Raw genomic sequence first — 12302 nt, forward strand, 5'->3', positions numbered from 1 at the left:
CTTCGGCGCGTCCGCGGACTACAAACGCCTCTTCCAGGAATTCGGCATCACCGCCGAAGCCGTCACCGCCGCCGCGAAGGACTCCCTCGCCAGCGTTACCAACTGACCCACCCTCGCGGTTCCGGGGGACGATGCGCCCCCGGAACCCATCATTTCCAGGAGATATGACATGACTACCCCCACCCAGCAGCTCTCCGACGCCGGAGTCTCCATCTGGCTTGATGACCTCTCCCGCGGCCGCCTGGACACCGGCACCCTGCGCAAGCTGATCGAAGAGAAGAACGTCGTCGGCGTCACCACGAACCCGTCGATCTTCCACGCCGCCATCACCACCGGCACCGACTACGACGCCACCATCGCGGCCCAGGCCGCGGCCGGCGCCACCGTGGAAGAGACCGTCTTCGAGATCACCACCACCGACGTCGCCGACGCCTGCGACCTCTTCGCCCCGGTCGCCGCGGCCACCAAGGGTGTCGACGGCCGCGTGTCCATCGAGGTGGACCCCCGCCTCGCCTGGGACACCGCGGGCACCATCGCCGAAGCGAAGCACCTGTACAAGAAGGTCGCCAAGGACAACGTCCTGATCAAGATCCCGGCTACCCTTGAGGGCCTGGAAGCCATCACCGCCACCCTGGCCGAGGGCATCAGCGTCAACGTGACCCTGATCTTCTCCCTCGAGCGCTACCGCGCCGTGATCAACGCCTTCCAGTCGGGCCTGGAGCAGGCCAAGGGCAACGGCCACGACCTCTCCAAGATCCACTCCGTCGCGTCCTTCTTCGTCTCCCGCGTCGACGCCGAAATCGACAAGCGCCTCGACGGCATCGGCACCGACGAGGCGAAGGCGCTCAAGGGCAAGGCCGGCCTGGCCAACGCCCGCCTGGCCTACCAGGTCTACCAGGAGCTCTTCTCCACCGAACGCTGGGCCCTGCTGGCCGAGGCCGGCGCCCTGCCGCAGCGCCCGCTCTGGGCCTCCACCGGCGTGAAGGACCCGGCCTACCCGGACACCCTCTACGTCACCGAGCTCGTCGCCCCCGGCGTGGTGAACACCATGCCGGAGAAGACCCTGGACGCCACCTTCGACCACGGCGCGGTCACCGGCGACACCGTCACCCGCGGCTACGACGACGCCAACGCGACGCTGAACGCCCTCGACGCGCTCGGCATCTCCTACAACGACGTCGTGGCCCTGCTCGAGTCCGAAGGCCTGGACAAGTTCGTCGCCAGCTGGAAGGAACTCCTCGGCGACGTCGAAGGCGCCCTCGCCTCTGCACGGAAGGCTTCCTAACCCACCATGAGCACACTCAGCTACGACGCCACCGGCGCAGCCCGCCAGGCACATGAGCAGCACCTCCCCGCACTGCTGGAGGACCGCATCGCGACCCGGATCTTCGCGAAGGACGCTACCCTGTGGGGTCCGGACGCCGAGCAGGAATCCGCTGTCCGCCTGGGCTGGGTCGAGGCGGCCACCGTCTCCCAGCCGCTGGTCAGCAGCATCCTGGAACTCCGCGACGCGCTGAAGGCCGACGGCGTGACGCGGATTGTCCTCTGCGGCATGGGCGGCTCCTCGCTGGCGCCTGAAGTCATTGCGGGTACCGCTGGCGTCGAGCTGGCTGTGCTGGACAGCACGGACCCTGAACAGGTCAGCGCCGCCCTGGCGGACCGGCTGGCCGAAACGGCCATTGTCGTGTCGTCCAAGTCCGGTTCCACCGTGGAGACAGACTCCCAGCGACGCATCTTCGAGCAGGCGTTCACCGATGCCGGCATCGATGCGAAGAGCAGGATCATCATTGTCACCGACCCGGGTTCGCCGCTGGACCAGGCCTCCCGGGAGGCCGGCTACCGGGCCGTCTTCAACGCAGACCCCAACGTCGGCGGCCGTTTCTCGGCACTGACCGCGTTCGGGCTGGTCCCCTGCGGACTGGCCGGAGTCGACATCCAGGCTTTCCTGGATGAAGCGGAAGAGGCGGCGGAGATCCTCAATGAGGACTCCCCCGAGAACATCGGCCTCGCCCTTGGCTCGGCCCTGGGCGGCACCAACCCGCTGCGCAACAAGGTCGTCATCGCGGAGGACGGTTCGGGGATCGTCGGCTTCGCCGACTGGGCCGAACAGCTCATCGCCGAATCCACGGGCAAGCTGGGCACCGGGGTGCTGCCGGTCGTAGCCGGTCCCGCCTCCCCGGAAGCCACCCTTGGCGCTCCCGATGTCCTGGTCATCCGGCTCGTCGCGGCCGATGACGACGTCGATCTGCGCGAAAACGAGGTCGCCATTGCCGGCGGCCTCGCGACGCAGATGATGGTGTGGGAGTTCGCCACCGCCGTGGCGGGCCGGCTGCTGGGCATCAACCCCTTTGACCAGCCCGACGTCGAGGCCGCCAAGGTCGCCGCACGCGGCCTGCTGGACGCGCAACCCGAGCCGACGCCGGCGGACTTCACCGACGGCGCCATCGAGGTCCGCGGCGGAGCATGGCTCGCCGGCGCGGCCACCGCAGCGGAGGCAGTCAACGCCCTGCTGGGCGAGCTGGGACCGGACAGCTACCTTAGTGTCCAGGCCTATTTCGACCGGCTAGCCTACGCGGACCTCGAGGGGGTCCGAGAGGAGCTGGCGGCAGTCAGCCGGCGCCCTGTGACCTTCGGCTGGGGTCCCCGCTTCCTGCACTCCACCGGACAGTTCCACAAGGGCGGACCCGCGATCGGTGTGTTCCTTCAGGTGACCGCCGCGTCCGCACTGGACCTCGCCATCCCCGAGCGCCCGTTCACGTTTGGCGAGCTGATTTCGGCGCAGGCGGCCGGGGATGCCCAGGTCCTGTCCGAGCATGGCCGTCCGGTCCTGCGGCTGCACCTGACCGACCGCGACGCGGGTGTGAAGCAGCTGCAGGAAATCGTCGCTTCCCTTGCCGGCCAGGCCGCACCTTCCACTCAGAGCTAAGGCACCCACGCAACCATGCCAGAAACCTACAACGGCGGCGGTTCCGCAGCCGGCCGGGGGCGCAACCCGCTCCGGGACCCTCGGGACCGCCGTCTGAACCGAATTGCCGGACCGTCATCGCTGGTCCTGTTCGGGGTGACCGGAGACCTCGCCCGCAAGAAACTCATGCCGGCCGTGTATGACCTCGCGAACCGCGGACTGCTGCCGCCCAGCTTCGCGCTGGTGGGCTTTGCCCGCCGGCAGTGGGAGAACGAGGACTTCGCCGCGGAGGTCTTGGAGTCCGTCAAGTCGTACGCCCGGACACCGTTCGATGAAACGGTCTGGAAGCAGCTCTCGGAGGGCATCCGCTTCGTCCAGGGCGAGTTCGACGACGACGACGCGTTCAAGCGGCTCGGCGAGACGATCGATGAGCTCGATGAGCAGCGCGGTACCCGGGGCAACCATGCGTTCTACCTCTCCATCCCGCCGAAAGCCTTCGAACAGGTCTGCCGCCAGCTCTCCAAGCACGGCCTGGCCCAGGCCGAGGGCGACAAGTGGCGCCGCGTGGTGATCGAGAAGCCCTTCGGGCATGACCTCGAATCGGCCCGCCAGCTCAACGGCATCGTGGAGTCGGTGTTCCCGCCGGATTCCGTCTTCCGGATTGATCACTACCTGGGCAAGGAGACGGTGCAGAACATCCTGGCGCTGCGCTTCGCGAACCAGCTCTTCGAACCGCTCTGGAACGCCAACTACGTCGATCACGTGCAGATCACCATGGCGGAGGACATCGGAACGGGCGGCCGGGCCGGTTACTACGACGGGGTGGGCGCTGCCCGCGACGTCATCCAGAACCACCTGCTGCAGCTCCTGGCGCTGACGGCCATGGAGGAGCCCGTCTCCTTCAACGCCGATGACCTGCGCGCCGAAAAGGAAAAGGTCCTCTCCGCCGTCAGGCTCCCCGACGACCTTTCCGCGCACTCGGCGCGCGGGCAGTTCACGGGCGGCTGGCAGGGCGGCGAGGAGGTCCTGGGGTACCTGGAGGAAGAGGGCATCCCGGCCGATTCCAAGACCGAGACGTTTGCCGCGATCCGGGTGGACATCAACACCCGGCGCTGGTCCGGCGCGCCGTTCTACCTGCGTGCCGGCAAGCGGCTGGGCCGCCGCGTGACAGAGATCGCCGTCGTCTTCAAGCGGGCCCCGAACCTGCTCTTCCGCGACCACGGCGAGGACGACTTCGGCCAGAATGCCGTGGTGATCCGGGTCCAGCCCGATGAGGGCGCCACCATCCGGTTCGGGTCGAAGGTCCCGGGCACCCAGATGGAGGTCCGCGACGTCACCATGGACTTCGGCTACGGCCACTCCTTCACCGAGTCCAGCCCCGAAGCGTACGAGCGCCTGATCCTGGACGTGCTGCTGGGCGAACCGCCGCTGTTCCCGCGGCACGAGGAAGTCGAGCTGTCCTGGAAGATCCTGGACCCGTTCGAGAAGTACTGGGCCGGCCTGGACGAACAGCCCCAGCCCTACGCGCCCGGCAGCTGGGGTCCCGCCTCGGCCGACGAGCTCCTTGCCCGCGACGGACGAACCTGGAGAAGGCCATGATCGTAGATCTTCCCGACACCACCACCTCGAAGATCTCCAAGAAGATCATGGCCCTGCGCGAGCAGGGCGGCGTGATCGCCCTGGGCCGGGTGCTGACCCTCGTGGTGGTCACCCGCTCCGGGCTCGAAGAGGAAGCCATTGAAGCCGCGAACGAGGCCAGCCGGGAGCACCCGTGCCGGATCATCGTCCTCGCCGATGCCGGGGCGCAGGCCCCGACCCGGCTGGACGCGCAGATCCGGGTGGGCGGCGACGCCGGCGCTTCCGAGGTCATCCTGCTGCGCGGCTACGGTGAACTCGCGGAGGAAAGCGAGTCCCTTGTCGCGGCCCTGCTGCTGCCGGACGCGCCGATCGTGGCCTGGTGGCCGCACGGCGCCCCCAGGAACGCCTGCCAGACCTCGATCGGGGGCATCGCGCACCGCCGGATCACCGACTCGGCCAATGAGACGGACCCGGTCGCGGCGCTTGAGAACATCCGCCGCACCTACAAGGCCGGCGACACGGACCTTGCCTGGACCCGGCTGACCAACTGGCGCATCCAGCTGGCAGCGGTCCTGGACCAGGCGGACGACTCGCCCGTTGCGGCCGTCACCGTTGAGGGGGCCTCGGACTCCCCCAGCACCCTGCTCCTCGCGGCCTGGTTGACCCTCGCCCTGGACGTGCCCGTGACGATCGTCGCGGATCCGGCGGGCACCGGGATCCGGCGCGTCCGGCTGTCCCGGGCCGCCGGGGACATCCAGCTGTTCCGGCCGGGGCTGACCATTGCGGAGCTGACCCAGCCCGGGCAGCCGGCGCAGCGGATCTCCCTGCCGCGCCGCAGCCTCAAGGACTGCCTCGCGGAAGAACTGCGCCGCCTGGACCCGGACGAAGTGTTCGGCGAAGTGATTACTATGGGACTGCCACGTACCAACCTAAGGAGTGTCCGTCCCAGTGAGCGCTGACCCCAGAGTAAGCATCCATCCTGACTCGACCGTCCTGATGGCTGCCATAGCCGCCCGCCTGATCACCAAGCTTGTGGATATTCAGGACCGGCACGGCGAGGCCACGGTGGTGCTTACCGGGGGCACAATGGGGATCGGCTCGCTCAAGGCCGTGGCGGAATCACCGGCGGCGAAGGCCGTCGACTGGTCCAAGGTGAACTTCTGGTGGGGGGACGAGCGCTTTCTGCCGGCGGACGACGCCGAGCGAAACGCCCGCCAGGCCCACGAGGCTCTGCTGTCCCGCATCGACGTCGACCCCGGGCGCGTCCACGTGCCCGGGTCCACGGACGACTTTGAAAGCCCGGAAGAGGCTGCGGCGGACTACGCGCGCCGGCTCGCGGAAGCGGCTGCGGCCGAGCACGCCGCTGACATGTCCGATGACCGGCCGGAGCAGCCCGCCCGACTGCCGCGGCTGGACATCGTCCTGCTCGGTGTGGGCCCGGACGCGCACGTCGCGTCGCTCTTCCCGGAGCAGGCCGGCATCCGGGAGAAGGAACTGACCGTGGTGGGTGTCCGGAACTCCCCCAAGCCGCCGCCGGAGCGGGTCTCGCTGACCTTACCGGCGATCAATACGGCGTCGGAGGTGTGGATGGTGGTGGCCGGTGACGACAAGGCAGGCGCCGTGGGCTTGGCCCTGGCCGGGGCCAACCCCGTGCAGGTTCCCGCTGCGGGCCCGCGTGGCCGCCGCGAGACCCTGTGGCTGATCGATGAGAACGCGGCCTCACGGGTCCCGGAGCAGCTCGTCCGGAAGGGCCCGTCTGGCGCGTAGCCGTTCCAGCGCTCCGGCCAGCACGTCTTCGGCGTCCTGGCTGGAGCGCCGCTCTTTAACGTATTCCAGGTGCGTCTTAAAGCCCTCCACCGGCGCATCCTCGAGGGCGAACTTCGTTTCGTCGCGGGTTGCGGTGCCGCCGCAGTGCCGGCAGTCCCAGACCCCCGGGATCTGCTCCTCAGGCAGTTGTGCGAACACGAGAGCGGTTTCATGGCCCTTGGCGCACCGGTAGGAGACGCGAATACGGGGCTGGCGTGCGCCGGCCCCGTTCAGTGGCTCGTGGCGGGGAGACGCCCCTTCGGTGGCGCCCACACGGATTCCCTTGAATCCGGAAGCAGAATGCAGCATCGGGAACTCCTGGCTACTCAGCTGGTCGGATGGTGCTTGCCAGCGACAGTGTAGTTTGGGAGTTCCCGATGCCGGGAGGGCCGCAAGACCCCTTATGAAGTTTTTGAAAAGACGTTAGGAATCGGCGCCTGTGCTGAAGCGCATGAGCAGGCCGAGGGCGATGATCACCACGCCCCAGGTGATTCCCAGGATGATCGTGAACCGGTTGAGGTTGCGCTCCGCGACGCCGGAGGAGCTCAGCCCGGAGCTCATGCCGCCGCCGAACATGTCCGACAGGCCGCCTCCGCGTCCCTTGTGGAGCAGGATGAGCAACGTCAGCAGGAGGCTGGTGATGCCCAGAAGCACCTGCAGAATGACATGAAGAACGTCCACGACGGCCTTTCAGAAGAATTGGATTGCGGGGGCCTGACCTGTATACGGACTAATCCGTGACCAGGTGACTCTCGAACCTGACAATATTAGCAAACTCGGCAGCGTCAAGGCTGGCACCGCCGACCAGCAAGCCGTCGACGTCGCGCTCCTTCAGGATGGAGGCCGCGTTGTTCGCCTTGACGGAGCCGCCGTAGAGCAGGCGCGTCCTGGCGGCGACGTCGGCTCCGAAGAGGCTGGACAGTTCGGCCCGGATGGCTGCGCACATTTCCTGTGCGTCCTCGGGGCCGGCAACCTCGCCGGTGCCGATGGCCCAGACGGGCTCGTAGGCGACGACGAGGTCGGCAGCCTGCTCCGGGGTGAGGCCCTCGACGGCGGCGCGCAGCTGGGCCAGGGTGTGGTCCACATGGGTCCCGGCCTGGCGGATTTCCAGGCCTTCTCCGACACAGAGCACCGGGGTGAGGCCGTGCCGGAAGGCGGCCTTAGTCTTGGCGTTGAGGACCTCGTTGGACTCGTTGTGGATGGTGCGGCGTTCGCTGTGGCCGACCAGGACGTAGCTGCAGCCGAGCTTCGCCAGGAACTGCCCGGAAATGTCACCGGTGTACGCGCCGGAGTCGAACGGGGAGAGGTCCTGGCCGCCGTAGACGACAGCGAGCTCGTCGCCCTGGACGAGGGTCTGGACACCGCGGAGATCGGTGAAGGGCGGGAAGACGGCAACCTCGACCCTGCTGTAGTCGTGCTTGGCGTCGGACAGGGTCCACGCGAGCTTCTGCAGAAGGGTGATGCCCTGGACGTGGTCCATGTTCATCTTCCAGTTGCCCGCGATGAAGGGCTTGCGATCGAATTTACCGTTGGTTGACGTGGTCACGTGATCTCCCAGAGTGCTTGTGGTGTGAACAGCCGGCAGGGTGCCCCGGTTCCTTGACGAGGGGCACCCTGCCGGCTCAGTGGTGGCTGCAGCGGAGCGGCCGGAGCTGCTGCCGGCCGCGCCGCTAACAGTCAGCGCCTTAGCGGTCCAGGACGCTCAGGCCGGGCAGTTCCTTGCCTTCGAGATACTCGAGGCTGGCGCCGCCGCCGGTGGAAATATGGCCGAACTGGTCATCAGCGAAACCGAGCGTGCGGACTGCAGCCGCGGAGTCTCCGCCGCCGACCACCGTGAACGCGTCGGTTTCGGTCAGCGCCTGCGCGATGGCCCGGGTGCCGTCGGCGAAGGCCGCGAATTCGAACACGCCCATGGGGCCGTTCCAGAACACGGTCTTGGCGCCCTTGATCCGTTCCGCGAAGGCCGCCGCGGACTCCGGTCCGATGTCCAGGCCGATGCCCTGGGCGCCGAAGCCGCTGGACTCGATGGCGTCGGCCGCGACGGTCTCGTGATCGGCGTCGGCGGCGAACTTGCTGGCCACCACAACGTCGGTGGGCACAATGAACTCCGTGCCGGCGTCGGCTGCCCGCTTGAGGTAATCCTGGACGACCGGGATCTGGTCCTCTTCGAGCAGGCTGCCCGCGACCTTGTGGCCCGCGGCCGCGAGGAAGGTGAACAGCATGCCGCCCCCCACCAGGATCGTGTCGGCCTTGCCGAGGAGGTTGTCGATGACGGCCAGCTTGTCCGAGACCTTGGAGCCGCCGAGGACGACGACGTAGGGCCGCTGGGTGTCGGTGGTGAGCTTGCGCAGCACCTCGACCTCCGTGCGGACGAGGTCGCCCTGGTACGACGGCAGCCGGGTGGCGACGTCGTACACGCTGGCGTGCTTGCGGTGCACGGCACCGAAGGCATCGTCCACGAACGCGCCGCTGTCACCGGTGAGGGCGACGAGCTCGTCCGCGAAGGCGCCGCGCTCGGCGTCGTCCTTGGCGGTCTCCCGGGCGTCGAAACGCACGTTTTCCAGGATCAGCACTTCACCGTCCTGGAGGGCGGCGGAGAGCTCCCTGGCTGATTCGCCCACAGTGTCGGCGGCCAGTGAGACCTTGAAGGAGGCGAGCTCCGCCAGCCGCGTCGCGGCGGGCTTGAGCGAGTACTTGTCCTCGGGGGCGCCCTTGGGGCGGCCAAGGTGTGCCGTGACCAGCACGCGGGCACCGGCGTCCGTGAGCTTCGCCAGCACTGGCAGAGAGGCCTTGATGCGGCCGTCGTCAGTCACTGTAGAGCCGTCGAGCGGCACGTTCAGGTCACTTCGAACCAGAACGTACCGCCCGCGGACACCATCAGCGATCAATTCGTTGAGGGTGTGGAATGTCATGTGTCTTACCCTAGCCCAGCTTGGACGCGACAAGCTCCGTGAGGTCAACGAGGCGGTTGGAGTAGCCCCATTCGTTGTCATACCAGGACACAACCTTGACCTGGTTGCCGATCACCTTGGTCAGGCCGGAGTCGAAGATGGACGATGCCGGGTCGCCGACGATGTCCGAGGAGACGATCGGCTCATCGGTGTAGGTCAGCAGGCCCTTGAGCTCTTCGGTCTCGGAGGCTGCCTTCAGGGCGGCGTTGACTTCCTCGACGGTGGTCTCGCGGGAAACCGTGACGGTCAGGTCCGTGGCGGAGCCGGTGGGGACCGGGACGCGGATGGCGTAGCCGTCCAGCTTGCCCTTGAGCTCCGGCAGGACCAGGCCGATGGCCTTGGCCGCACCCGTGGACGTGGGAACCATGTTGACGGCGGCGGCGCGGGCGCGACGGAGGTCGTTGTGCGGGCCGTCCTGCAGGTTCTGGTCGGCGGTGTACGCGTGGACGGTGGTCATCAGGCCGCGCTCGATGCCGAAGGCGTCGTTGACAACCTTGGCCAGCGGGCCGAGGCAGTTGGTGGTGCAGGAGGCGTTGGAGATGATGTGGTGCGCTGCATCGTCGTACAGGCCGTCATTGACGCCCATCACCACCGTGATGTCTTCGCCCGAGGCGGGGGCGGAGATCAGGACCTTCTTGGCGCCGGCGTCGATGTGCTTCTGCGCGTCAGCGGCCTTGGTGAAGAAGCCCGTGGACTCGATCACGATGTCGACGCCCAGCTCGCCCCAGGGCAGCTTGGCGGGATCACGCTCGGCGAGGACCTTCACGGTCTTGCCGTCAACGACAATGTTGCCGTCCTTGACCTCGATGGTTTCCGCCAGGCGTCCGCCCACGGAGTCGTACTTGAAGAGGTGAGCGAGGGCTTCCGGGCTGGTGAGGTCGTTGACCGCAACGATCTCAAGGTCGGCGCCCTGCGCGAGGGCGGCGCGGAAGTAGTTGCGGCCGATACGGCCAAAGCCGTTGATGCCAATACGGGTCGTCACGTTTTCATTCTCCTTGGTGCTCCTGCGAGCACGACTAGTTGAGAAGGCGTTCAAGCCAACTAACAGATCCCGCACGCCATTGGGCAGAGATAATTACCAGATCGGAGGGCGACCAGCCACGTTGCTGAAGGCTAACCGCCTTCCGTGATCTATCTTACGTTTAAGTTGGACTGCCCCCGCAAGTGCGGGGGCAGTCCGTCCACATTACGGGCCGAAGCGGCCTTTATTGTGAGCTTTGTTACAAACGGGAGTCCGTCAGCTCACCCTAGAGGGTGATCAGGCCCGTCGCGTTCCTGCGGGCAGCGTCGAAGCGCTTGGCGACGTCGGCCCAGTTGACGATGTTCCAGAACGCCTTGACGTAGTCGGCCTTCACGTTCACGTAGTCCAGGTAGAAGGCGTGCTCCCACATATCCAGCATCAGCAGCGGAGTGGTGCCGAGTGCGACGTTGCCCTGCTGGTCGTAGAGCTGTTCGATCACCAGGTTGCCGCCAATGGGCTCGTAGGCCAGGAAGCCCCAGCCGGAGCCCTGCAGGCCCAGCGCCGCGGCGCTGAACTGGGCGCGGAAAGCGTCGAACGAGCCGAAGGCGTCGTCGATCGCTGCGGCGAGCTCGCCCTCGGGCTTGTCGCCGCCGTCCGGGGAGAGGTTCTTCCAGAAGACAGAGTGGTTGATGTGGCCGCCGGTGTGGAACGCGAGGTCCTTGGAGAGGCGGTTGATGTTGGCGAAGTCGCCCTTCTCACGCGCTTCGGCCAGCTGGGCGAGGGCGTTGTTGGCGCCGGTCACGTAGGCGGCGTGGTGCTTGCTGTGGTGCAGCTCCATGATCTTCGCAGAGATGTGCGGTTCCAGCGCTGCATAGTCATAGTCGAGCTCGGGCAGTACGTACTCGGTCACAAAATCCTCCAATGTCGTGGACGGGTTGTCCGGTTCGGTAACTCTCGGATTGTGCATCCGGATGCCGGGCATCCGGAAGATGGCGGGGGACCCAACGGCGACAACCCGCCGCGGCTCCCGGATATTTCTCTAAGGCAATTTCAAGGCAGTTCCGTCGCCGGCGGAATTGCCTTAGGTCCGGTGCTGTTGATTCTAGGGGGCTGGCTAGTCGTCGAGCATTTCGGGCGTCACATTGGCTTCCGTGCCCGGGATGCCGAGGTCCTGGGCCCGCTTGTCCGCCATGGCCAGGAGCCGGCGGATCCGGCCGGCGATGGCATCTTTGGTCATGATCGGCTCGGCAAGGCGGCCAAGCTCGTCCAGGCTGGCCTGCTTGTGGGCGACGCGCAGTTCGCCGGCGTACTTGAGGTGGTGCGGGACGTCGTCGCCCAGGATTTCCAGGGCACGGTCCACGCGGGCACCGGCGGCGACGGCGGCCTGGGCGGAGCGGCGCAGGTTGGCGTCGTCGAAGTTTGCCAGCCGGTTGGCGGTGGCGCGGACTTCCTTGCGCATCCGGCGTTCTTCCCAGACCATGAGCGCGTCATGCGCGCCCATGCGGGTCAGCAGCGCGGCGATCGTGTCGCCGTCGCGGATCACCACGCGGTCCACTCCCCTGACCTCGCGCGCCTTGGCCTGGATGCCGAGGCGGCGGGCGGCGCCCACGAGGGCCAGGGCAGACTCGGGACCGGGGCAGGTGACTTCCATGGCGGAGGAGCGGCCCGGCTCGGTGAGCGAGCCGTGGGCCAGGAACGCACCGCGCCACACGGCCTCGGCGTCCGCCGCGGATCCGTTGACCACCACGGAGGGCAGGCCCCGGACAGGCCGGCCGCGGGTGTCCAGAAGCCCGGTCTGGCGGGCGAGGGCCTCACCGTCCCGGACAACGCGGACCACATAGCGGCTGCCGCGGCGCAACCCGCCGCCCGAGACGACGATGATCTCGCTCTGGTGGCCGTAGACCTCGGCGATCGCGGCACGCAGCCGCCGGGCTGTCGAGGCGAGGTCGACTTCGGCCTCGATCACGATCCGGCCCGAGATGATATGCAGCCCGCCCGCGAAGCGGAGCATGGCCGACACCTCCGCCTTGCGGACCGAGGACTTCTTGATATCCAGACGGGAAAGTTCTTCCTTGACTGATGCTGTCAGTGCCATGGCACC

12 protein-coding genes are annotated in these 12302 nt (G+C 67.5%); 5 read left to right on the plus strand and 7 right to left on the minus strand.

Going from position 1 to position 12302, the window contains the following annotated elements; all coding sequences use genetic code 11:
* Positions 1–169: 169 nt before the first annotated feature.
* Genes tal through pgl form a run of 5 tightly spaced genes read left to right on the plus strand, consistent with a single transcriptional unit; the run spans position 170 to position 6250 of the window.
* Positions 170–1285, plus strand: a complete 1116-nt coding sequence (tal, locus tag ACFVVK_RS02165; protein WP_390262798.1) for a transaldolase — start codon at positions 170–172, stop codon at positions 1283–1285.
* Positions 1286–1291: 6 nt separating this feature from the next.
* Complete coding sequence (locus ACFVVK_RS02170) at positions 1292–2926, plus strand: glucose-6-phosphate isomerase (protein WP_390262800.1); 1635 nt, start codon at positions 1292–1294, stop codon at positions 2924–2926.
* Positions 2927–2941: 15 nt separating this feature from the next.
* Positions 2942–4504 (plus strand): glucose-6-phosphate dehydrogenase, encoded by a 1563-nt coding sequence (gene zwf / locus ACFVVK_RS02175; protein WP_390262802.1) that lies wholly within the window; start codon positions 2942–2944, stop codon positions 4502–4504.
* A complete protein-coding gene (locus ACFVVK_RS02180; RefSeq protein ID WP_390262805.1) occupies positions 4501–5442 on the plus strand; it encodes a glucose-6-phosphate dehydrogenase assembly protein OpcA in 942 nt (313 codons plus the stop codon). Before zwf ends, ACFVVK_RS02180 begins: the two co-directional genes overlap by 4 nt.
* On the plus strand, positions 5432–6250 hold the full coding sequence (pgl, locus tag ACFVVK_RS02185; protein ID WP_390262807.1) for a 6-phosphogluconolactonase: 819 nt from the start codon (positions 5432–5434) through the stop codon (positions 6248–6250). The genes ACFVVK_RS02180 and pgl overlap by 11 nt, the downstream gene beginning before the upstream one ends.
* On the opposite strand, the gene ACFVVK_RS02190 is transcribed toward pgl, so the two are convergent.
* The 7 genes from ACFVVK_RS02190 to whiA form a co-directional block, all read right to left on the minus strand.
* Positions 6203–6598: an RNA polymerase-binding protein RbpA gene (locus ACFVVK_RS02190; protein ID WP_390262809.1), complete on the minus strand. Its 396-nt coding sequence runs from the start codon at positions 6596–6598 to the stop codon at positions 6203–6205. The genes pgl and ACFVVK_RS02190 overlap by 48 nt on opposite strands.
* Positions 6599–6712: 114 nt before the next feature.
* A complete protein-coding gene (gene secG, locus ACFVVK_RS02195) occupies positions 6713–6970 on the minus strand; it encodes a preprotein translocase subunit SecG (RefSeq protein WP_090956085.1) in 258 nt (85 codons plus the stop codon).
* Between the two features lie 49 nt (positions 6971–7019).
* Positions 7020–7835, minus strand: a complete 816-nt coding sequence (gene tpiA / locus ACFVVK_RS02200) for a triose-phosphate isomerase (protein ID WP_390262812.1) — start codon at positions 7833–7835, stop codon at positions 7020–7022.
* Positions 7836–7974: 139 nt separating this feature from the next.
* Positions 7975–9201 carry a phosphoglycerate kinase gene (locus ACFVVK_RS02205; RefSeq protein WP_390262815.1) on the minus strand — a complete coding sequence of 409 codons (1227 nt, stop codon included), beginning with the start codon at positions 9199–9201 and terminating at the stop codon, positions 7975–7977.
* Positions 9202–9211: 10 nt separating this feature from the next.
* Positions 9212–10222, minus strand: a complete 1011-nt coding sequence (gene gap, locus ACFVVK_RS02210; protein ID WP_390262818.1) for a type I glyceraldehyde-3-phosphate dehydrogenase — start codon at positions 10220–10222, stop codon at positions 9212–9214.
* A 265-nt stretch (positions 10223–10487) separates the two neighbouring features.
* Positions 10488–11111, minus strand: a complete 624-nt coding sequence (locus ACFVVK_RS02215; protein WP_390262821.1) for a superoxide dismutase — start codon at positions 11109–11111, stop codon at positions 10488–10490.
* 204 nt (positions 11112–11315) lie between these two features.
* Complete coding sequence (gene whiA / locus ACFVVK_RS02220) at positions 11316–12296, minus strand: DNA-binding protein WhiA (RefSeq protein WP_390262824.1); 981 nt, start codon at positions 12294–12296, stop codon at positions 11316–11318.
* Between the last annotated feature and the right edge of the window lie 6 nt (positions 12297–12302).

It is taken from the genome of Arthrobacter sp. NPDC058192 (assembly GCF_042883665.1).
GTDB lineage: Bacteria > Actinomycetota > Actinomycetes > Actinomycetales > Micrococcaceae > Arthrobacter.

Coding starts and splice junctions, on each gene's coding strand:
- ACFVVK_RS02190 (WP_390262809.1), bottom strand. CDS start 6,598: ATGCTGCATTCTGCTTCCGGATTCAAGGGAATCCGTGTGGGCGCCACC.
- whiA (WP_390262824.1), bottom strand. CDS start 12,296: ATGGCACTGACAGCATCAGTCAAGGAAGAACTTTCCCGTCTGGATATC.
- ACFVVK_RS02170 (WP_390262800.1), top strand. CDS start 1,292: ATGAGCACACTCAGCTACGACGCCACCGGCGCAGCCCGCCAGGCACAT.
- ACFVVK_RS02180 (WP_390262805.1), top strand. CDS start 4,501: ATGATCGTAGATCTTCCCGACACCACCACCTCGAAGATCTCCAAGAAG.
- tal (WP_390262798.1), top strand. CDS start 170: ATGACTACCCCCACCCAGCAGCTCTCCGACGCCGGAGTCTCCATCTGG.
- zwf (WP_390262802.1), top strand. CDS start 2,942: ATGCCAGAAACCTACAACGGCGGCGGTTCCGCAGCCGGCCGGGGGCGC.
- ACFVVK_RS02205 (WP_390262815.1), bottom strand. CDS start 9,201: ATGACATTCCACACCCTCAACGAATTGATCGCTGATGGTGTCCGCGGG.